Annotated in this window: 17 protein-coding genes; 2 read left to right on the top strand and 15 right to left on the bottom strand. The window is 41.8% G+C overall.

Annotation, left to right across the window (positions count from 1 at the left end; translation table 11 throughout):
* The first annotated feature begins 20 nt into the window (after positions 1 to 20).
* The gene (locus IGI92_RS03900) at positions 21 to 2,642 is read left to right on the top strand and encodes an HAD-IC family P-type ATPase (protein WP_196044121.1); all 2,622 of its coding nucleotides are present in this window, start codon (positions 21 to 23) and stop codon (positions 2,640 to 2,642) included.
* 89 nt (positions 2,643 to 2,731) lie between these two features.
* Here IGI92_RS03900 and IGI92_RS03895 read toward each other — a convergent pair whose 3' ends face one another.
* From IGI92_RS03895 to IGI92_RS03865, 7 genes are all read right to left on the bottom strand, one after another.
* Positions 2,732 to 3,520 (bottom strand): MerR family transcriptional regulator, encoded by a 789-nt coding sequence (locus tag IGI92_RS03895; RefSeq protein ID WP_430608132.1) that lies wholly within the window; start codon positions 3,518 to 3,520, stop codon positions 2,732 to 2,734.
* A 251-nt stretch (positions 3,521 to 3,771) separates the two neighbouring features.
* A complete protein-coding gene (locus IGI92_RS03890; RefSeq protein ID WP_430608130.1) occupies positions 3,772 to 7,722 on the bottom strand; it encodes a mucin-binding protein in 3,951 nt (1,316 codons plus the stop codon).
* Between the two features lie 527 nt (positions 7,723 to 8,249).
* The gene (locus IGI92_RS03885) at positions 8,250 to 8,615 is read right to left on the bottom strand and encodes a RidA family protein (protein ID WP_008377153.1); all 366 of its coding nucleotides are present in this window, start codon (positions 8,613 to 8,615) and stop codon (positions 8,250 to 8,252) included.
* Between the two features lie 121 nt (positions 8,616 to 8,736).
* On the bottom strand, positions 8,737 to 9,117 hold the full coding sequence (locus IGI92_RS03880) for a DUF7006 family protein (RefSeq protein WP_008377151.1): 381 nt from the start codon (positions 9,115 to 9,117) through the stop codon (positions 8,737 to 8,739).
* A gap of 322 nt (positions 9,118 to 9,439) precedes the next feature.
* Complete coding sequence (locus tag IGI92_RS03875) at positions 9,440 to 10,942, bottom strand: helix-turn-helix domain-containing protein (RefSeq protein ID WP_086299162.1); 1,503 nt, start codon at positions 10,940 to 10,942, stop codon at positions 9,440 to 9,442.
* Between the two features lie 350 nt (positions 10,943 to 11,292).
* Positions 11,293 to 13,365, bottom strand: a complete 2,073-nt coding sequence (locus tag IGI92_RS03870) for a MucBP domain-containing protein (protein WP_430608127.1) — start codon at positions 13,363 to 13,365, stop codon at positions 11,293 to 11,295.
* Positions 13,366 to 13,755: 390 nt separating this feature from the next.
* Positions 13,756 to 14,229: a DUF1456 family protein gene (locus IGI92_RS03865; RefSeq protein ID WP_086299161.1), complete on the bottom strand. Its 474-nt coding sequence runs from the start codon at positions 14,227 to 14,229 to the stop codon at positions 13,756 to 13,758.
* Positions 14,230 to 14,487: 258 nt separating this feature from the next.
* On the opposite strand from IGI92_RS03865, the gene IGI92_RS03860 reads away from it, so the two are divergent.
* Positions 14,488 to 14,937 (top strand): DUF305 domain-containing protein, encoded by a 450-nt coding sequence (locus IGI92_RS03860; RefSeq protein WP_430608125.1) that lies wholly within the window; start codon positions 14,488 to 14,490, stop codon positions 14,935 to 14,937.
* Between the two features lie 131 nt (positions 14,938 to 15,068).
* Here the strand turns inward: IGI92_RS03860 and hisIE are convergent, their stop codons facing one another.
* The 8 genes from hisIE to hisG all read right to left on the bottom strand — a co-directional run bounded on the left by hisIE (position 15,069) and on the right by hisG (position 22,381).
* Positions 15,069 to 15,701, bottom strand: coding sequence for a bifunctional phosphoribosyl-AMP cyclohydrolase/phosphoribosyl-ATP diphosphatase HisIE (gene hisIE, locus IGI92_RS03855; RefSeq protein ID WP_010747556.1), 633 nt, complete (start codon positions 15,699 to 15,701; stop codon positions 15,069 to 15,071).
* Between the two features lie 38 nt (positions 15,702 to 15,739).
* Positions 15,740 to 16,498 (bottom strand): imidazole glycerol phosphate synthase subunit HisF, encoded by a 759-nt coding sequence (gene hisF, locus IGI92_RS03850; RefSeq protein ID WP_430608122.1) that lies wholly within the window; start codon positions 16,496 to 16,498, stop codon positions 15,740 to 15,742.
* Positions 16,495 to 17,214 carry a 1-(5-phosphoribosyl)-5-[(5-phosphoribosylamino)methylideneamino]imidazole-4-carboxamide isomerase gene (hisA, locus tag IGI92_RS03845; RefSeq protein WP_301387969.1) on the bottom strand — a complete coding sequence of 240 codons (720 nt, stop codon included), beginning with the start codon at positions 17,212 to 17,214 and terminating at the stop codon, positions 16,495 to 16,497. The genes hisF and hisA overlap by 4 nt, the downstream gene beginning before the upstream one ends.
* Complete coding sequence (gene hisH, locus IGI92_RS03840; RefSeq protein ID WP_430608120.1) at positions 17,211 to 17,834, bottom strand: imidazole glycerol phosphate synthase subunit HisH; 624 nt, start codon at positions 17,832 to 17,834, stop codon at positions 17,211 to 17,213. The genes hisA and hisH overlap by 4 nt, the downstream gene beginning before the upstream one ends.
* Positions 17,835 to 17,899: 65 nt before the next feature.
* Positions 17,900 to 18,493 carry an imidazoleglycerol-phosphate dehydratase HisB gene (gene hisB / locus IGI92_RS03835; RefSeq protein ID WP_430608118.1) on the bottom strand — a complete coding sequence of 198 codons (594 nt, stop codon included), beginning with the start codon at positions 18,491 to 18,493 and terminating at the stop codon, positions 17,900 to 17,902.
* Entirely contained in the window at positions 18,490 to 19,548 is a 1,059-nt protein-coding gene (gene hisC / locus IGI92_RS03830) for a histidinol-phosphate transaminase (protein ID WP_430608117.1), read from the bottom strand. The genes hisB and hisC overlap by 4 nt, the downstream gene beginning before the upstream one ends.
* Positions 19,545 to 20,825 (bottom strand): histidinol dehydrogenase, encoded by a 1,281-nt coding sequence (gene hisD / locus IGI92_RS03825; RefSeq protein ID WP_430608115.1) that lies wholly within the window; start codon positions 20,823 to 20,825, stop codon positions 19,545 to 19,547. The genes hisC and hisD overlap by 4 nt, the downstream gene beginning before the upstream one ends.
* The gene (hisG, locus tag IGI92_RS03820; protein ID WP_010747551.1) at positions 20,822 to 22,381 is read right to left on the bottom strand and encodes an ATP phosphoribosyltransferase; all 1,560 of its coding nucleotides are present in this window, start codon (positions 22,379 to 22,381) and stop codon (positions 20,822 to 20,824) included. Before hisG ends, hisD begins: the two co-directional genes overlap by 4 nt.
* Positions 22,382 to 22,856 lie beyond the last annotated feature (475 nt).

Raw genomic sequence — 22,856 nt, 5'->3', positions numbered from 1 at the left:
AAGAAAACGGAGGGAAAATAATGAAACAATGGCATAATTTGGATATTGAAAAGGTGCAGTCAGCGACAAGTAAGACGCTTATCACAAATGAGGTACGTAAAGCGTATCAAGAAAAACACGGGAAAAATAAATTACAAGCATCAGAAAAGACACCCGAATGGAAGAAGTTTTTATCTTACTTCCACGATGCGTTAATGTATGTCTTGATCGGTGCAGCTGTTTTAAAATTTATTACGGGAAGTTTAGTTGAAGGAGCGATCGTTTTACTCGTTGTCGTTTTAAACGCAATGATTGGTTACTACCAAGAGAGAAAAGCAGATGATTCACTATCTAGCATTTCAAAATTACTTAGTTCAAAGGCGACAGTCGAATCTGAAAACGGACGTCTTTCAATCGATGCAGAAGATTTGATTCCAGGGGACCGTGTTTATTTATCACCTGGTGATGTTATTCCTGCTGATTTGCGTATGGAAACCGTGAATGAACTAAAAATCGATGAATCGATTCTGACTGGAGAGCCTGATGCAGTCGTAAAAACAAGTGCTCGTTTAGAGGGGCAAATAGCACTTGCTGAACGAACCAATATGGCGTATTCAGGTACGCAAGTACAGTCAGGAACTGGAAAAGGGCTCGTTGTTGAAATTGGCTCGGACACTGAGATTGGTAAAATCAATGCTTCTTTAGCAACCATTGAAGTGAAAGAAACCCCTTTATTGAAAAAAGTGAACGAAATGAATCATGCTATTTTTAAAGGGATCGGCGTCTTTATCTTCTTATTAGGATTGATCAGCTACTTCATTTATGGCATGAGTCCGATGTATATCGTGTCAGCAATCATTGCTTTGATCGTTTCTTCTATTCCTGAGGGATTGCCTTCTATTTTGACGATTATTTTGTCTTCCGGCGTGAAAAATATGTCGGATCAAAATGCGATCGTAAAGGGACTGCCTACTGTCGAAACACTTGGCTCAATGACAGTCATCTGTTCTGATAAAACAGGTACTTTGACCAAAAACGATATGACCCTTACCAATGTGTTTTCTAATAAACAGGTAACTGTGATTGGCCATGAAGACCAAGCAGATTCCTCGAACAATGAACTGCTAGCAAAAATCATGCAAAACTGTCAAGAAACACAGAGTTTCGATGATCGCCACTGTCCAGTGACCGGAAATGCAACAGAATTAGCTTTATTACGTTGGACCAATCGTATTGGCACACCGCGGATCAAGAGTCTAGAAACATTACCTTTTGACTCAAAATATAAGTATATGGCAACAAGCCATTTGATCAATGGGAAAAAGCGGATTTTTGTAAAGGGTGCTCCAGATATCGTTTTAAATAAAGCGACTGCTGCACATATTGATGGGCAGATAGCGGAGTTTGATCATGCACAGTGGGAAAAGATCAATTTGGCTTTTGCTTCAGAGGGACAACGAGTGATCGCATTTGCTTATAAAGATGTAGATACAACGACAGAATTGACTCATGAAGAGATGGACGAGCTCGTAATCATCGGATTAGCTGGCATTATCGATCCAGCAAAAGAATCAGCGATCGAAGCGGTAGCAGATTGTAAAAAAGCCGGGGTCAGAGTCGTAATGATCACCGGGGATCACCCAACGACCGCAAAAGCGATTGCCAAAAAATTAGGAATCGACCATTCTGAACGGGCAATCACTGGAACTGAATTGGATCGTTTATCCACAGATGAGTGGCAAAGAGTGGTAAAAAATACTAATATTTTTGCCCGAACGACACCTGAGCATAAACTGATGATTGTTACTTATTTACAAGAACAAGGCGAAATCGTTGGAATGACTGGTGATGGGGTCAATGACGCACCCGCACTTAGAAAAGCAGATGTAGGGATCGCCATGGGAATTAAAGGAAGCGATGTTAGTAAACAAGCTGCCGACATGATCCTCATTGACGATAATTTTGAAACGATTGCAAAAGCAATCAAAGAAGGCCGTCGAATTTTTGATAATTTAAAAAAGACGATCCTCTTCTACTTGCCAACCTGTCTGGCCCAGGGGCTTTTGCTGATCGTTTCTATGTTGGGAAATCTTCCTTTACCACTAAGCACAGTGCAGATTCTTTGGTTAAATCTAGTTGCGTCAATTACACTCTCCTATGCGTTAGGTTTTGAACCAGCTCACAAAATGATCATGAATCGAGCACCTCGTGATATGAAAGAAAAAATCATTTCCAAATATACACTCTTTCGAATCGTTTATGTCGGCCTACTCTTGACCTTCTTCGGCTTTCTAACGATGAATGCATTCGGCGACGAAGCTGTCAGACAAACCGTTTTGATCAATGCGATCGTTTTCGGTCAAGCTTTTTACATGATCAACTGTCGTGAGATCACGGATTCAGCCTTCAGTAACAAAATCAAGCAGAATAAAGCCTTGATTTACTCATTACTTGTTATGGCGATTCTCCAATTAGGAATGGTCTATTTTTCACCATTGCAAAGTATCTTACAGACCACCTCTTTAACTTTATCCGAACTGCTTATCAGTGTTATCCCAGCAACTCTACTTTTCTTATTAGTAGAATCTGAAAAGCACGTAACACGAGTCATTCTAAAGGAAACTACTCCCACCTACTCAATGGATACCAAAGTAGAGAAATAAGAACAGTTCTATTTCATAAGTCATCTTATCGATAAACTTGCTGAATCACTAAGTACCAATAGATACGTTTCTCCTTGATCGATTCCGTTTTAATCGGGTTGATCAAGGAGAATTTCTATTTTACTCACGTATTCTTCCGGTAAATTCGTCTCATGAAAATCAATCAAGTAGAACTCATAAAAATTTCCTTTCGCGACCAGTCTATTTTTCTTTAGGTAACTTTTTAGTTCTGCTAAAGCAGCTAAGCGCTGCTTATATGTGCCCGTATAATAAATAGCGAGATACTCTCCTGCAGGCATTGTAAATCCCTTCTCATCTGCCAAATCGTTTGTCAGACAATAGAAAACTTGATGCCTAAATGCGTCTTCGTGCGACAGTAAAATCGTTCCGAAAACATTTTGATTATTGGCATGCAGTTCTTTTTCAAATTGTTTGTGCAGGCGTTTAAGTTCAAAGTACAAGTCTTTCCCCATTGTGTCTTTCTCTTGACTTAAAACAAGGTACCGTTCTTCATAAAATGTACGTTCAATTTCATGGTTTTGCTTTTTTTCAGCGTAGACAAGCAAGTCAATTCGCTCTTTTAACAAATCTTGTTTCTCTTTTAACGCATGGATTCTATCTTCTAATTGCTCCATCTCGAAATGAAGGATTTCTTTAGTCAGCGCTTTATTCTTTGTATCCAAGTAGTTCTTAATTTCCTCAAGTGATACATCAAAAAAACGCAGGTCTCTAATGGTATTTAATCGCTCAATATCCTCGTATGAGTAATCTCGATACCCATTCTCAGTATAGTTGGGTGATAACAAACCAATTTGTTCATAGTACCTAAGAGTATGTGGTGTGATATCATAGTTTTCACTCACTTGTTTTATCTTCATAGTTCCATCCCTCCCTTTATCTTTCATAGCGTGTCTCTGTCACAAAATCATATCATAATTTTCTTCAGAAAACGAAGGAGTTTTTCCATTGAAGCGGTAAGAATTTTTGGTGCGTGACAGTACTTGAACAAGCTTCAAATCATAATGAAAAGACTGCTGACAAATTTCCAAGATTAGTATGGGAATTTATCAGCAGTCTTCTACTTCGCCAGTATTCTATTTCATTTCATAAGAAAGTTTTTTCTGATTTCTTATTTTCGTTTCTGTCTTAAGCGTCTTAAGAAAAATGCTAGCAGGGATGATACCGCCATAGTCACTCCAGCGTATAATATGAAGGGTTCCTCTTTCTCTCCTGTTTTTGGAAGACTTTTTTCACTCGTGACTGTTCTTGGTGTTTCTGATACGTTAGTCGTTATTTTCATATCAGTAGACGGTGTGTTATCATCTGTTTTTGTCTGATCATTTGGCGTGTTGCTTGACTCTTTTGATGAGTCTGTTGCATTTTTTATATACGTCACAGTCAGCTCCGTATCTTCATCTTCTGCAGTCATTCCTGTTTGTTCTTTGACTGTCGTCAGGTCTGCCGTGTAGCCCTCAATTTGCTTGCTTTTCACCTCATCAAATGTCGTGTCACCATTTGTGGCTGTCCAGTCACTATATGCGACTTCACCAGTCAGCAGATTGGTTGTTTCCGTGCGTGTATAGGTTAAGGTTTCCGTATAACTTTCTGCCGCTTGGCTACCATCTTCATAAACATAATGAATCGTCCGCGAAACCTCTTTACTTTCCTCTTTCGTTTCCGTATTTGCTTTGTAGATCACAGTCAACTCGGTATCTTTTGCATCGGGTTGAATATTCGTAATTGCTTCGATCAACTCATTATCTGGTGTGCAATATTCAATCATTGGGCTGGAAATTTCAGCAAAAGTCGTGTCGTTGTCTTTTGCCTTCCATTCGCCATAGGTCACTACACCAGTTGCCAAATTCTTTGCTATCACCCGGGTGAACGTGACTTTATCGGTATGATCGTCCGCCGCTTTGCTACCATCTTGATAGACGTAATGAATCGTTTGCTTGACTTCCTCAGTTTCTGTTGCGGTTTCCATTTTTGGCACATACGTAACGGTGACTTCGATGTCTTGATTATCAACCGCTACTCCTGTAACTGCTTCGATCGTTTCCTTATCGACGGTATAGTTCTTAATCATAGGACTTTTCACTTCATCAAATGTCGTATCATCATCTTTGGCTTGCCATTCGCCATAGGTCTTGTCACCAGTTGCTTCGTTGGTGGTGACCGTCCGCGTGAACGTGACCGTGTCTACTTTATCTGGCGCGGCTTCTTTGCCGTCTTCATACATATAATGGATCGTTTGCTTGACTTCTTTGGTTTCTGTTGTTTCGGTCATATTTGGTGAGTAAGTGATTGTTACTTCACGATTTTCTGATTTTTCTGTCAGCCCTGTAACTTCTTCTACTGTTGCTTTGTCTGCATGATAGTTCTTGATTTCAGGACTTTTCACTTCGTCAAACGTTGTATCATCATCTTGGGCTTGCCATTCGCCATAGGTCTTGTCACCAGTTGCTTCGTTGGCGGTGACCGTCCGCGTGAACGTGACCGTGTCTACTTTATCTGGCGCGGCTTCTTTGCCGTCTTCATACACATAATGAACCGTTTGTTTGACCTCTTTGGTCTCCGTAGATTCGATCATATTTGGCGAATAAGTGACAGTCACTTCGCGATCTTCTGATTCTGCAGTCAGACCTGTGACTTTATCAACCGTTTTTTGGTCCGCATTGTATTTGTCAATTTCTGGACTTAACACTTCATCAAACATCGTATCATCATCTTGGGCTTGCCATTCGCCATAGGTCTTGTTGCCAGTTGCTTCGTTCGTGGTGACCGTTCGAGTGAACGTAACCGTGTCTACTTTGTCTGGGGCGGCTTCTTTGCCGTCTTCATATACAAAATGGATCATTCGTTTGACTTCTTTGGTTTCTGTTGACTCGGTCATATTTGGTGAGTAAGTAACAGTCACTTCACGATCCTTGTCTTCTGCTGTCAAACCTGTGACTTCCTCGATGCTTGTTTTGTCTGCGTGATAGTTCTTGATCTCAGGACTCTTCACTTCGTCAAATTTCGTGTCATCATCTTTCGCTTGCCATTCGCCAAAAGTTTTGTCACCTGTTGCTTCATTCGTTGTCACTGTGCGTGTAAAGGTGACCGTGTCGACACTGTCTGGCGCGGCTTCTTTACCATCTTCATACACATAATGGATCATTCGCTTGACTTCTTTGATCTCCGTAGATTCGATCATGTTTGGCAAATAAGTCACAGTTATTTCGAGATCTTCTGATTCTGCCGTCAAATCTGTGACTTTATCAACCGTTTTTTGATCTGCATTGTATTTGTCAATTTCTGGACTTAACACTTCGTCAAACGTCGTATCATCATCTTGGGCTTGCCATTCGCCATAGGTATTTTTCCCTGTTGCTTCATTCGTTGTCACTGTGCGTGTAAAGGTGACCGTATCGACATTGTCTGGCGCGGCTTCTTTACCATCTTCATACACATAATGGATCATTCGCTTGACTTCTTTTGTCTCCGTAGATTCAACCATCTTTGGCGAGTAAATGACAAATTCTTCAATATCTTCTGAATCGGCCTTTACATCGATAACTTCATCGATAAACTCCCTATCTGTATAGTAGTTGGCTATCTCTGGACTTTTGACTAAATCAAATATCGTATCATCATCTCTTGCTTGCCATTCACCAAACGTTTCTTCGCCAGTGGCTAGATTCGTCCTTACTTCTCGAGTAAATTCAACTGTGTCTACTTTATCTGGAGCAGCTTCTGTACCGTCTTCATGCAAATAGTGAATGACTCGTGCGACAATTTTTCTTTCCTCATTACTTTCTATTTTAGGACTATAGATATACGTGACCGTTTGCGGAACATTGCTAAAGACAATTTTTTCCTCTCCTTGAACTTCCTTCAATGTATAGTTAGGAATATCCTCAGGAACAACTTCAATTGAATCGCCAATATTTCCGCCAGTCAATACATTAGGTGGCAATAATTCATTACCCTCTTCATCTAGGTAATTGACTGTGACTGGTGCTCCTTCAATAAACCGAGGCTGCCATACATAGGTGTCAGCCATCGTCGCGCCATCATAGGTCAACACTAGTTCCTCTGATTTTAATATATGTTCACCGTATGGCGCATCTATGGTGCCAGCCCCTACATTTTGCCAATAGCCGGTATAGTAACTGGAATGAAAACCATACATTCCACTAGGGTCAACTAAGTTCACTGGATAGGGATTGCTTGACCAATTGTTCCACCCAACAAAGCTGAATTTTGGTCCTAATGTTAATTCTCTTAGGTAGCGTACCTGTCCAAAAAATTCGTTCATCCCGGCACCTAAAGAATTTATAACACCGGAGCTATCAAAATTCGATAAATCTAATGTAGATCCGCTATAGCCATAAAACATACTATTCATCGTGGTCGCTTGACTCGTATCAAGATAAGTCAACCCAACAATCTCATTCAATTGAGAGGGTACAGTGCCATTGTGAGAGTAGCTCTCAAACAAACCTGCCACATCGGCTGGCAAAATGACGGGCGCAGTGAGAATAACTTTTTTTATGACCATGTTCTTAAGTTCGTCCGTTAAAGGAACCACTTGGTCCACCGCCGTTGTCAATGTACCTGCTCCTACAGTCAAAACCCCTTCAATATCTAATGTGGCTGGAGCGGTTCCCCAGTTACCTGACCAAAGGATATTTTCTGCTTCCGCTACTTTTGTTTTCGACTCCTCATCAGATGTTGTACTGCTCTCAGCGGCTTCTGGCTCACTGGAGGATTCTGTCATTTGCTCTGTGGATGGTTCCACTTGATCTTCACTTGCTTGTGATGACTCCGATGCCCCTTGTTCCCCTGTACTTTCTACTACTTGTGTTTCTGAATCGACGGTTTCTTCACCTGTAGCTTGTTCGACTATTCCTTCTTGTTGTTCAGATATGAATTCATTTGTACTACGTGTTACTTCTTCTGTCGTTGAAGTGCTGATCGTTTCAGCTGCTGCCGGAACACTGATAATTGCTTGCGTGATCAATGGGCTGCCTAATATAAAAACAGAAGAACTAATCAGAATACGTGATAAAAGTTCTTTCTTCGCTGGTTTTTTCATTGCTTTTCCCTCTTTCAAATTAAGTAAATAAGATCAGCTACACTCTCTCCAATTAAAAAAAGCTGCCCATTGACAACTACTTCTTACATCTATGTAATACGTTCGCTGACTCATTCCTTATGACTGCATTATTGCATGGTTTTCAGGGACGAACACGACAATAATTGTCATGAATATGACAAAATAAGTCCTATTTTATAAAACGAAAATAAAGAATATGAATGATTGTGTCTCTGAAAGTGTGAACAAATTAAAGAAATATAGTTTAACTTACTTCCTAGAACTGGTTCACACTATGTTTACAAAGCGTTCGGAGTCCTCGTAAAAAACTTTGGGTGTAACCGATCAATCCAATTAACTCGAAGGAAATAATAGCTATATAGAGATACAAAAAAAGAGACTGGATATTCAGCCCCTTTTGTTTATCATTCTTATTCATAGAAACAGCCAAGACGCTCTTGATCTTCTCCCTTTATCCTACGGCTAACAAGCAAAAACATCGAAGCCCATTTTTGATTTCTACGAACTTACTTTCCCTGATCTTCCTTAAAAGCAATAGCATCGATTTGAAAAAGAATGCCTACCTCTCCAGAATGAGCGAAAGCTGTCTGAATTGATTTTCTAACCGGAAATTTCCCATGGAAGGTTTCTTTTAAGAGCTTCTCCATCACTGGAATATCAAACACATCTTTAAAAAGTACATCCATTTGAACCACATTTGCAAATGTCAAATCGACTAATTTCAAACGTTCTTCTAAATGATTCAATGCCCCTACAATCTGTTGCTCTATTGGCTGCCCGATGTTCCCCACGCAATAGCCCACGAAAACAAAATTTCCCGCTTCAATCACACCTGAAAGTGCCCAGTCCTCATTGATATCGTATCGCTTCATTCGTTTTGTTTCCCCTTTCTATTTATTTTCATAATAAAAACCATGTCTGTTAATTGACTTGGTCATATTATTGCTTTTTTTGTCTTTGAGCGTCAATCCGTACATTCCAACTGATAAATTCCTACTCCACCGAAAAATGCAAGGAATGAGGGGTTGGGGCGATCAATGTCAGCCCGCACCTTTCTTTAAAGTAAGTCTTGCTGTCTTCTTTTGCCACTTGCAAGATTTCCGCTTCAGTAAAAGGCACAACACTGTCACTGCCTCGAAGCTCACTACACTCTAAAATAATCAAAATCTCTGCTTCAAGGGTATTGATTTTCGCAAGCTGTTCGAAAAAATTTTTTTGATTGATTTCTTGAATCGCCATGCGAATTTCTAAACAGTTTCTATGGATTTTTTCTTTGATTTTTCCATACTCATCTTTACTGAAAAGCCGTTCAGATTCCTCAATATAAAAGTTCAAATATTCTTGCAATGTGTGGATTTTAAATGGTTCCTCCATCTCCAGCACCTCCTGTATTTTAATGGTTGATTCTTATGTAAAATGATTTATTCCAGTTTTGTATGTCTGTATTATCACACGGTTTTTAGCTGGAAACGCGTCAATATGTGACTGATTAAATACAAAATACGTCCTGTTATATAAATACTGATTCTAGTTAGTACAGTTCATTTACATAATCACCTTTATCTCCGAACATACTTCGCAAGCTATAGAAGGTGTGACACTGTTGTTCAGCAAATTTCTATCCTCTGGCTATAAAGAAAAACAGGCAGTCCTCTCAGATTTGAGAATACTGCCTGTTTGCTGAATCTTGGGTAAATCAATCATTTTCATTGTATTTTTTATTGGAGGTATTCTGAAATGTTTCCACCGCTTCAATTAGTTCCAGCCACCGGTCACCGGTTGGAAAGCTATTCCACTTAAAAAATTGGACGTTTGGATTTTGGTCCAAAAAGGCTTGCCGATCAACTGGATAATCGGTCACCACAAAATCTGGTTTTTCTGAAACGAAAGCGAGGGTATAGCCAAACCAGCGTTTCAATCGTTCTTTTTGTCTGATTTCTTGAATTTTTCCAAATTTTGATTCATGAAAGATGCGGACTGTCGTTCGATCGATTTTTGCTACAATTGAAAGAAGCATGCTGTATTGAAAAAGCAGTCGATTATTGGAAGCATACATGGTAGTAAAAATTGGGGATTGTTGGGCTAACGATTGGTACATCTCCTGCACGAGTGGAAAAATTTTGGGAAAGACTCTGCGATAATCTTTATCCGTTGTCGTTTTTCCAAAAGCATCAATTTTATTTTTCGACGCAAAGAGGAGTGACACAGAATGAATGTTCAAGGCATTAACGAAAAGATACTCGATCTCCCCTTCAGGGACGAGAAAGATCTTCTGAGCAGTTTTTGCAAACAGTCTTGCTGTTGCAATTGATCCTTCCGAGAAGTGATCAACAACTCTTAGTTGGCTAGGAATCTCTTCAGGCAAATACGTCGTCATCACAGAAAACATATAATATAAGAAGAGAAACTCTGTTTCTGGAACGTCACTTAGAATCAAGTTAGCGTTTAGCAATGGTTTTATGAGCTCTTCTTTGAATTGCTCGTAGGAAATCGTGTGATGGACCATTTTCTTCATCTCTTGAGGAATCTCTTTTACCGGAAAACCTCTTTTAAAACGATAAAGACTTAGTGCAAGCAGTTGGATAAATTTTTCCTGATCGATACCGCGATAAAAACTAGGATAACTTGTCAACTTCTCCTTCAATGCACGAACACTTTGCTTCGACAATCCAATATAACGCACATTCGTCGCATCATAGATCTGCCAATACATGATATGGAAAAAATGACGAATTCGGTATTCTTCCGCTACAAATAACGGTTTCTTTTTTAAATTCAATTTGATTTTATAATTCTCAAGAATCGTTTCTACTTCCTTGAGCTTTCTTTGAACCGTGCGATTACTGACATAATGTTGTTGGGCGGTTTCTTCCAAAGACACGTATTTATCACTAAAGAGTCTGTCTAAAATTTGAAAGGGCATACTTTCTGCTAACATAACCGAATAGAATTTTGACAACAAAAAATTAGGCGCAAAATCAAGGGCTAGCTCCCTTCCTTCTCGCATGTCGATTTCAAAAAAAGGGTATGATTTTTGTAAGTCTCTTGCACGCTCAAAAACTAAAACGATTCTTCTTTTTGATAAATGCACATGATCCGCAAGGTCACTCAATAGTTCACGATCAATGGCATGTTCAAAAAAATACGCAAATAGCTCATAGACATCTTGATCCAATTTAGTTAAAAGAAATTTATACATAGTAATACCTCTTAACTTTAGTTTTACAGTAATTATACTCTTTTAAACGTGCATTTTCATTTCCTAGGTGTTGATTCATTCGTTTCTCTCAATGAAACATTCTTGCTAAATAATTCTGTTATTCGAGATTGTCTTGGAACGTTAGTCTGATAAAGAATCAGAGTCTCAAATGATCAGAAATTCTTTGAGCTACTGGGAATAGTCAGATAAAATCCATTCAAAGATTAAGGAGACGAGGAAACCGTCCAATCCATCCTACAAAAAAGGAGTGGATCGCCCCACTCCATAAAAGGTTAACTTTTTAAACCAATCGTCCATTCTGGACATATTTTACTCTTTATAGAGAAGCTTTAATTCTCAGTTTTTCTTTTTCTTCGCCAAATTGCTAAGAAAGAAAATAGAACAATGATCGTTCCCAAAAAGCCCATGATTCGTTGACCTGTTAGTTGCTCTCCTGTGGCAGGTAATTTACTTTTCCCGTTGGTTTGTGTGTTGGTTTGTGTGTTCATTTGATTGTCTTTGTTTCCTGATTTATCCTCTTTTTCTTCTTCAGGGGTTTTGTTTTCTGATTCAGGCGTATCTGCTCCTGAATCATCCTCTGGTTTATTCTCTTTTTCAGCACCGTACACATAGATGACTTCTTGTGCGGTAGTACTGAACATCCCTTTGGCATTGCTTGGTATTTGAGAAACCGTCCAGCCTGAAAGTTCTTTGGCTTCACTCTCATACGGCAAACCTACTTTGCCGTTCAGAATCGTTGGTTCGGCTAACTGATTGCCTTCTGTATCTTCGTATTTTACCGTCACTGGTGCAGCATCACTACGTTCATACACATAGACCACTTCTTGCGCGGTGTCGCTGAAGATGCCTTTGGCATTCGCTGGCGTTTGAGTCACCGTCCACCCTGAAAGTTCTTTGGCTTCACTCTCATACGGCAAACCTACTTTGCCGTTCAGAATCGTTGGTTCGGCTAACTGATTGCCTTCTGTATCTTCGTATCTTACTGTCACTGGTGCAGCATCACTGCGTTTGTATACATAAACGACTTCTTGCGAGGTATCACTGAAAGTACCTGTTTTATCCCCTTGGATTTCTTTCAATGTATAGCCAGCAATCGGCTCTTCTTGTGTCGTATACGGTTCACCAACAACCCCTGATAAAGTGACGTCTGGTAACAATGTCTTTTTATTTTCATCAACATACTTGACGGTCACATCTTCTGCAGTATTCACATACTTCACTGGTATTTGATAATTCACTAAATATTGAATGGTACCTGTACTAGCAGCTCTCTCGGTGGATAAACGATTAGGAACAAGAGAAGTGATTGATAAATAATCAACATTGGCGGGAATATTTTTAAATTGAATCCCTTCTTCAGTAAGTTCAAACCCATCATTTTCATATAAGGGAAAGATATAGCCATTTTTATCTATCCCCCGAATCGAATAAGAATACTTTTTGTTGGACAAAGAAGAGAGCAACGCATTTCCTTGGGTATCAACCATCATACGGTCTTTATAAAGAACATCAGATTGGCCGTCTTTTACTAACATTGGCTCTAATAGTATTTTCTCCTGAGTCATAATAGATAGTTGGGAATTTTGATGGTGTTCTGCAGATAGCTCTAACTTAGAAAAATCCGTCATGCTACTTGCATAGACCGTCAGATAATCTGTAACCCATCCACTAAGATATTGACCAACCCCAATTAATTCTTGGGCTGTCAAATAGGCATCATAATTTCCTATGTGGATATTTGAAAAAGATCCTTTTGGAAAAATTTGTGCTAGTACATTAGGACGGGTAAACAATGTTGCATTGTCCGCCATAGTGATTTTAGGAACATTCGCAGCAATAATAGACGTCGTATATAACGCTTGTAAGTTGCTAGCGTATTCTAAGCCAGTAAAATCGACTACTGTGTCTTTAACTAAAGAAGAAAAATCTAGCTGTTTTAGATTCGCCATATCTTCTTGAGTGATTGTATCAACTGTTTTGTTTAGCCCTTTCGCTACCTCATTTTGCAAATTCTTATCCGGCATCCAAGCGTCCAATGAAACGCTGCGATCAGAGAATGCCTCCTTCATTTCTGCTGACGATTCGGTTGCCGAGCTAGCTGTGTCTTCACTTGAATCAGGGAGTTTTTTTTCTGTCCTTTCCGTCAAGTCATTTTTCTCATCATCATTAAACACTTCTTGCGATTCTGAGTTACTTGTGGTGTCCCCGTTGATTTCTTCTATACGAGAAGAATCGACTGTTTCAGTAGTCTCCTCCACTTTTTCTAATGTTCCTAGTGTCGTTATTTCCTTGTTTGATGGAATGGTTTCCTGTTCCTCAGCCATAACTTGTGCCAAAGGTGCCAACACAGGCTGACTTAACAAGATCGCCAATGACAAATAGCCCCAAAATTTCCTTTTCATAACATTCTCCTTTTATATTCGTTTAAATACGATACGCTTTCCTATCTTTCACCTATCTACAAACTTCGCCTTCTGATGATGGTGACGACTTGTTAATTACAACTTTTAGACACAGGATGCTCCTGTTCATTTTGATAGTATTACATGGTTCATCATTCTGAACACGTCAACGTTTGTATCAGAAATGACCAAACTTGTCAGGTTTCAACGAACAGGTTATTCAAGCAATCAGATCGTTCACTTAACCTACTTCTTCATGCTCCAAGCTTGGACTCGGTCAGCGTTCCAATCACTGATTTAAATTGTTATTTTTACACACATAAAAAGAGACACATAACATGCATCTCTTTAGGCGCCCCATTGTAAGTTCAGTCTATTATTGATTTTTTACTAGTTATCCCGATACTCGATCGTCAATCCTTTTAAAAAGTTGCGGGCATATTTGTCTAAGCATGGCTTGTAATTGCGATGGCCTTCTTTGCGTAAAATGGCGCCCAGTTCACCTTTTGAAACCGTAACTCCCGCTTGCTCGAAAATGTTCAGCATTTCATCCGTTGTTAGGGAAAGGGCGATTTTTATTTTCTTCAGCATCAAATTATTCACATTGCCATTGTTCAACTCTAAGACAGGTTCTGCAGCATCTGACTTTGTTCCTCGTTGCGAGCGAATCAAACCATTTAAGAAACGCTCAAAGGCTTCATTGGTACACTCAATCTCGTAGGTCTCAGGGTCTTTTTTCTTCAATAATTGTCTTACTTCTTCTTTCGTGAAAGAAGCGCCGCCAAGTTCAAAAATTTTCACCATGTCAGTATCTTTGATATCCAAAGCATAGCGTAAACGCGTCAAGCGATCATTGTGATTCATTCTATACACCATCCATTTCTTAGGTTGATTATAACAAATAAACCTAGACGAGTAATCCCGTTTTCGCTTTTTTACTCTAAGAACCGATTGTTTTCGTTCAAATGTATATCTCTTCTCTCATTCTATTTCCTCCGCTATACTTGATTTAGGGAGTAAATTTATTCTAACAAAACAATAAACAAAAAAAAGCATCTGTTACGATGATGTTTTGGATTGCTTTATTGTTTTTATTTTGTATACAAAAAGGAGAGGAAAGAAATGAAGAAGTATGGGAAATTTTTGGTAATGATTGGGGTATCGACGGTGATTATGTTTTGTATGATGTATTTCAATGTCTATGCCCTCGATCATATTTTTTTCAGCCAAACCCGCCTGTTTATGGCACTTATGATGGGCGCGATGATGGCGATCATCATGCTATTGTTTATGTGGAAGATGTATGACAACAAGAAAATGAATATCAGCATTCTAGTTGTCAGTGTTGTACTCTTTTTTAGTTCACTTTTTATGGTCAGAAGCCAAACTGCCGTGGGAGATACAGCCTGGATGAAAGCCATGATTCCCCATCATTCGATTGCGATTCTAACCAGTAAAAATGCCGATTTGTCTGATCCAAGAGTAAAAGAACTTGCAGAAAAAATCATCGACGCACAGGAAAAAGAAATCAAAGAAATGAAAGAATTGATCGAAGAGTTAGAAAACAAATAGCAATTTTGTGTGCTCACTTAAAGAACCAGCAGATCAACTTTTTCCTCACGGATGAGAAGCCCTTCAAGCAATAGCTGAAGGGCTTCTTTTTTTTCGTCAGCTACTTTCTTTCTACTGAAAAATCCTGACCGTTATTGCATCCGCTCTTGTTTGACTTTCTTATCCACAACATGACGCTTGGCAAGCTCTTGGCGAATAGCCGCTAAATCAATCCCCATTTCTGCCATTAAAACCAATGTATGATACGCCAAATCAGCAATCTCATAAACGGTTTCTTGACGGTCTTCCTTCATCGCCCCAATTACGACCTCGGTTGCTTCCTCGCCGATTTTTTTTAAGATTTTTTCACTGCCTTTTTCAAACAAGTAGCTGGTATAGCTGCCTTCTTGTGGCGTATCTTTACGACCTTTTATCAGCTCATACAACGCATCGATGGTTGGAGAGGATTCTGTACCATAAAGCACTTCTGTAAAGCAGCTTTCTGTGCCTGTATGGCAAGCAGGTCCGTCTTTTTTTACTTTGGCGACTAAGGCATCTTGATCGCAATCTGCTGTCAAAGATACTAAATGCTGGTAATTGCCGCTGGTTTCTCCTTTGCGCCACAATTCTTGACGACTGCGGGAATAAAAGGTCATCAATCGGTCCTTCAAGGTCAAGGTCAAACTTTCTTGGTTCATATAAGCCAAAGTCAAGACTTCATTCGTTTCCACATCCTGCACGATCACTGGAACCAATCCTTGTTCATCAAATCGTACTTGCACCATGTTATCCACTCCTTCTGTTGCCTATCAAAACGCCTACTCTATACGATTCGTACGGGAATATCGACGGCCTGTAATTGTTTTTTCAGCTCTGGGATTTTTACCTCGCCATAGTGAAAAATCGAGGCTGCCAGCCCTGCTTCAATATTTGGCAATTGAAACAGCTCGATAAAATCGGTACTTTTGCCAGCACCACCCGATGCGACGATCGGTAATTTGGTGATTTCGCTGACAGCTTTCAGCAAGTCGAGATCAAACCCCTGCTTCACGCCATCGGTATCCATGCTGTTGATGACTAGTTCACCAGCACCTAACTGCTCAGCTTGGCGAATCCACGCCAATGCTTCTAAGCCTGTATCTTCCCGTCCGCCTTTAGCAAACACATGCCAGTTCTCACCGACTTGGCGAACATCAACGGATAAAACAACGCACTGGCTGCCATAGCGTTTCGCGCCTTCTGCAATCAACTCTGGTCGGCGAAGCGCCCCCGAATTGACGCTGACTTTGTCGGCACCACAGTTTAAGACTCGTTCAAAATCTGCTACCTGATTGATGCCGCCCCCCACCGTCAAAGGAATAAACACTTCTGACGCCACACGCTGCAAAATGTCCGTGAATAAGCCGCGTTCTTCTGCAGAAGCAGTAATGTCATAAAAAACCAGCTCATCGGCGCCTTGTTCATTGTAAAAGCGCGCCAAAGTCACCGGATCATTGACATCTTTTAAGCCAGCAAAGTTGACCCCTTTCACGACTCGCCCATCTCGCACATCAAGGCAAGGAATGATTCGTTTGGCGATCATGACCTTTCCTCCCCTGCTGCTAAGACATCGGCCAATTGGAGACTGCCGTTATATAAGGATTTCCCGACGATCACGCCAGAGATCCCCAACTGTTTTAATCCTTTGATATCTGCCAATGAAGCCACGCCGCCAGAAGCCACGATGTCGCAATCCAATTGATTGAGTTTTTCGTATAAGGGCAGATTGATGCCTTCTCCTGTACCGTCACGCGAGATTTCGGTAAAGATGATCGTTTGCGCGCCCCATGCCACCAATTGTTGGCAAAAAGTAAACGCGTCTGTTGCCGTTTTCTCGAGCCAGCCTTCCACTGCCACTTTTTCTTCCTTGGCATCGACTCCAATGGCGATCTTATTGCCGTATTTCTTGAGCATCGCTTTTGTGAATGCTGGGTCTTTCTGGGCAATCGTGCCGAGGATCACCCGATGAACGCCTGCTGCCAAACAATGCTGGATCGTTTCTTCCTCACGAATCCCGCCGCCAACTTCGACAAACAGATTGGTCTGCTGGACGATATTTTTTGCGACATCAAAGTAATGGAGTTTGCCGGCTTTGGCACCATCTAAGTCGACGAGGTGCAGATAGTTGGCACCCGCTTCTTCAAATGAACGAGCAAATGCCACAGGATCATCCCCAAACACTTCTTTTTGCTCATAGTCTCCTTGGTACAAACGGACCACTTTTTGATCTAACAGATCGATTGCTGGAAAAATTTTCATAGCGGCACCTCCGTAAATGCTTTTAAAATCTTCAACCCGACAGCCCCGCTTTTTTCTGGGTGAAACTGAGTGCCGAAGACATTGTCTTTTTGCACGATACCGGGAATCGCCAGACCATAGTCACTGTCTGCCACGACATACTCTTGGCAATCAGTAGCAAAATAACTGTGGACATAGTAGACAAAGTCTTGTTCCCCTAGCCCGCTGACTAAGGGACTTTCTTTTCTGACAGTCAAACGATTCCACCCAATCTGCGGCACTTTCAGATTCAGTTTGGCTTCTTCAAAGGCACTTTGCATGGAAACGATCCGTCCTGGAATCAAACCGAGCCCCGCATGTGTACCAAACTCCTCACTACTGTCAAACAACAGCTGCATCCCCAAACAAATACCTAAAAAGGGTTTACCAGCTGCTGCCAATTCTTGGATCGGTTCGATCAGCGACAACTCTGCCAACTTTTGACGGGCATCGCCAAAAGCCCCTACGCCGGGTAAAAGAATGCGGTCGGCAGCTTTTAATTCTGCTAGTGAACGCGTGATTCGGCACTCAACACCCAAGAAGTCCAGCGAACGAGACAAGCTGAACAAATTGCCGACCCCATAGTCGATGATTGCTAACATAATACGCCCCTTTCCTTATCTCATCCCTCTGTGTGGAAGATACGTAATCATTTTTCCCTCATGAATCACTGGATCGTCCCTTTGGTTGAAGGGATCTCATCTGGGGCTGCTTGATTGATCGCTACTGCTTCACCTAAAGCACGCCCAAAGCCTTTAAAACAAGCTTCCACAATGTGGTGGCTGTTTTTGCCAGCGATTTGATGGAGATGGATCGTAGCACCTAATTCACGGGCAAAAGCAATGAAAAATTCTTCAACCAATTCCGTATCAAACTGCTGCCCGATTTTTTTGCTCGGTATCGCCAACTCTACGACTGCCATGCCACGACCGCTAATATCGATCGCTGTCATGACTAAGGCTTCGTCCATCGGCAGCAGCATACTGCCATAACGTTTGATGCCTCGTCGCTCCCCAAGACTTTCTGAAAACGCTCGGCCAATGGCGATGGCAACGTCTTCTGTTGTGTGATGGGCATCTACTTCTGTATCACCATCACAGACCAACGTCAAATCAAAGCGACCGTGGCGGACAAATAATTCCAGCATGTGGTCTAAAAACCCCACACCAGTCTTGATTGATTGCTGACCAGTACCATCGATCGTCAACTGCAGGTGGATCTTGGTTTCCGTCGTATTGCGGGTAACTTCTGCTTTTCTCATTCCTTCACCTCTTCTATGATCGTTATTAACACCGTCATCAATCGTTCCATCTGGTCCTTCGTTCCTACCGTGATCCGTAAATACTCTTTGATGCGGGGCTGGTTAAACCAGCGGACGAAGATTTTCTGCTCTTTCAGTGCATGATACAACTCTTCACCAGCAATCGCAGGGTGCCTTGCAAACAAAAAATTTCCTTGGCTGTCGGTCTGCTCAAAGCCGAGCTTCGCTAGGGCTTGCTTGCTCCACTCACGCACGTGGATCGTTGCTTGGATCTTCTCATCGACATACGCTTGTTCCTGCAAAACGGCTGCACCTGCGGCTTGGGTCAAACTATTGACATTGTAAGGATTCAAGCTAAATTTCAACCGATTCAAGTCTTGGATCAGTCCTTCATTAGCAACCGCAAAGCCTAGGCGTGCCCCTGCCAGCTGCCGAGATTTCGAAAACGTCCCCACAACCAAGAGATTTGGGTATTGATCGATCAAAGAAACCATTGAAGAGCCGCCAAAATCGATATAGGCTTCATCGACAATCACTAAGCGATCGGGATGCCGTTTTAGAAAGGTACAAATTTCACTTTGTTCTTGATAAACCCCAGTCGGCGCATTGGGATTGGCAAAAATAACGGTCCCTTTGAGCGAATCGTAGTCCGTTAACGCAATCGAGAAATCTTCTTGCAGCGGAACAACGGTGGCAGCGACTTGGTACAAGGCACTATACACTTGATAAAACCCATAGGTCACATCGGGAAAGGCGATGCCGTTTTCCGTGAAGCCTTGAAAGAGATAGGACAAGACTTCGTCACTGCCATTACCGAGAAACAGCTGGGCTGGTGTAACGCCAAGATAAGCAGCCAGAGGGGTTGTCACCACTTCAGCAGCAATATCCGAGTAACGATTCAGCTTGTGGGCGGCATCGGCAACCGCTGCTTGAACACTTGGCGCTGGCGGATAAGGACTTTCATTGGTGTTCAGTTTAATAACGGCTTGCTCGTCTACTTGTTCCCCTGGTGTATAAGGAGTCAGCTTGTGATACTTTTGATGTAAAAAGGTCATTTTTCTCCCTCTCTTCGTACATTGATCGAACGGGCATGGCCGATCAAGTCTTCGGTTTCTGCGAACAACGCTACGGCTGGACCAGCCGCCTTCATGGCTGCTTCTGGGTAATACAAGTAGCTGCTTTTCTTAATAAAATCATCCACTGATAACGGCGAGTAAAAACGGGCGGTCCCTTCCGTCGGTAGGGTATGATTTGGTCCAGTAAAATAATCTCCCAGCACTTCTGGTGTATGATGTCCTAAAAAGACACTGCCCGCATTTTCTACTTGTCCCAACAAAGCAAAAGGATCTGCCACTGCTAATTCAAGGTGTTCTGGGGCGATTTGATTGGCAATGGTAAGTGCTTCGGTCAAATCTTTGACTAGGATCAGCTTTCCGCTAGATTCAAGCGCCGCAGCAGCAATGTCTTTGCGGGGCAGTTGCTTCAGCTGCAACTCAAGCTCGGCTTGTACTTCTTCAATCAAAGCTGCTTCTGTTGTGACTAAGATGGCTTGCGCTAAGATATCATGCTCGGCTTGTGCCAAAAGATCCGCTGCCAGCCAACGAGGATTTGCGCTAGCATCGGCGATGATCAGCACATCGCTGGGCCCTGCGATCATATCGATATCAACTTCGCCGTACACCATTTTTTTCGCTGTGGCGACATAAATATTTCCTGGTCCGACGATTTTGTCGACTTTGGGAATCGTTTCTGTCCCATAAGCCAATGCCGCTACGCCATGGGCACCACCGACTTTGTAGATTTCATCCACTCCAGCAACGGAAGCTGCCGCTAAGATAGCAGCCGGAACTTTTCCCTGACTGTCCGTCGGTGTGATCATAATGATTTTTTTGACCCCGGCGATTTTTGCTGGCAGGACATCCATCAAAACTGTACTAGGATAAGCTGCTGTGCCGCCAGGAACGTAGACCCCGACTTTTGCTAATGGCAAGACCCGCTGTCCCATCACAACACCATTTTCCTTCGTTAAGACAAAGCCTTGCTGGACTTGCTTTTGATGAAATGCCAAAATGTTTTCTTTCGCCTGTTCCATCACCTCAAGCAGCTCAGGGGAGACGGCTTGGAAAGCCATTTCAACCTCATCAAGACTGACGGTTAAGGAAGTCAAGCTCACTTGATCGATTTCTTCAATTAATTGAAACAACGCCTGATCTCCTTGCTGCTGAACACGGGCAATGATTTGGGCGACAACGGTTGAAACATCCTTCGTTTCCGACTGTTTCCTTGCCACAATCGTTTCGATCGTATCTTTTTGGGTCGAAAAAATTCTCATAATTGCTCCCTCACCTTCTCAATCACTGTTTGAATGCGCTCTTGCTTGAAACGCCACGTGGCGTGGTTGATCACTAAACGCGCTGAAGACGGCGCGATGTCTTGGATCACTTCTAGATCATTTTCTTTTAGTGTCGTCCCCGTTTCGACGATGTCAACGATCACATCGGAGAGACCTAATAAAGGAGCCAATTCAATCGATCCATGCAGTTGGATCAATTCCACCGAGCGACCTAGCCCTTGATAAAACTGGCGGGTGATCTGCGGATATTTTGTGGAGACCCGCAGCGGGCGGGAGAAATCTTCCTCGAAATCCGTACGCGCAGCTACTGCCAAACGGCAGACCCCCATATGCAAATCAAGAAATTCGATGACTTCTGCCTTGCTTTCCATTAAAATATCTTTGCCTACGACACCGATATCCGCCACTCCGTGCTCCACATAGATCGCCACATCGCTCGGCTTGACTAAGAAAAAGCGCAGCTTGTTTTCTTCATCACAAAAAATTAGTTGGCGATTGTCTTTGAAGACACCTTGCGCAGCGACTCCAGCTTTCGTGAATAAATCGTATACGGCATCCCCCATGCGGCCTTTAGGTAGCGCAATGTTCAAATAGCCTGAACTTTCGTTGTCAGTCGGCACCTTTTGCCCTACATGGTTGAGCTTCATACCAAACCCGATCGCCCCTTGCTCTTTGCCTTGCCGACTCATCAAGCGATCATAACGGCCGCCATATAAAATCGTCTCTCTTGCTTCTTCGATGAATCCTTGAAACAGCAAGCCACTGTAATAATCGGCATCATTTAAAATTGAAAAATCCAGCCTTATCCGAATGGAGGCTGACAGTTGTTCTTTTTGCAATGCTTGATACAGTTGTTTTAGTTCTGCTAAACCAGCTTGTGCTTGGGGATACTCTGCCAGCAGCTCTTTGGCTTTTTGATACTTGGTTTCAAAATCACCTGACAAACGTACCAGTTTCGCCAATTTTTCAGCTTCTGTTGCTGACAAGCCAGCCTTTTCGGTCAGTGCATCCATGCCATGAGAACTCTTGTCCCGTAGGCAGTGCAGTACCTTTTGTCGATCCGCTTCGGGGAAGCGTTGGCAGATACCGTCCAAAATCCCCATATGGGACAGATCTAAAGTCCCTTTTCCCACCTGAGCCAAACTTTCCCAAGCCAGTTTTACAACCTCTAGTTGATCTTCCCATGTGATTTGGTCAATGAGCTCCAAACCGATTTGATCGATCTTTTGGTATTCCCCTGCTTGACGATCCTGTCGATAGACATCCTCCACATAATACACTCTGCGCGCTTCTCCAGAAGGTGTATTTTTGGCAATCGACAAGGTGACATCAGGTTTTAGCGCCATCGTCCTGCCATCCGTGCCTGTAAACGTGATGATGGAAGAACCACGCAAGAACTGATCATTTTGCTGATAGTTGCGATACTCTTCAAAATTGTTCGAGTGATAAGGTGAAAAATGATGCTGCGTATACAATTTTCTTAATTTCAGTTCGACTTGTTCGGCTGGTTTCAATACATTCCATAACTCTTCCACACTTATCACTCCTATTTCATGCCACTGATTCGGCTTTCTCAATGCTAAAGTCACGCTTTATCATCGATTCACCATCAGTTTTTCTAATAATACTAATGGTTTTGCCATAAATAAGCAATGGTATTTTTCGAAATATTCTGGAATTTTTAGTCGATTTCAAGAGAACATAGCGATGTCGTTTCTTTGTTGACGATTATTCCATCGAAACTGGAAGTCAGTTTTCCTTTCTTAATGAAGTAACTTAGTACTTGTGCATCCTCCATCACTTAGTTGCACAACCATAAAAAGTCCGAAATATACGACCATCTTGTTTCAGAAACTCGTTATCGATTACTCTATCATTTGTACCGTACAAAGAATTGGCGCAAATGAATCGATAATAACGAAAATTAACCAAAACATTCATTGTCGTACTTATCGCTTATGTTGCGGCACAAAAAACATACTGCAGAAGAATCAGAGAAAACAGCTAAAT

Source organism: Enterococcus sp. DIV2379 (assembly GCF_050542965.1).
Lineage (GTDB): Bacteria > Bacillota > Bacilli > Lactobacillales > Enterococcaceae > Enterococcus_D > Enterococcus_D entomosocium.
Note: the sequence above shows the minus strand (reverse complement) of the source record. Positions and strands in the feature narration are given on the sequence as shown.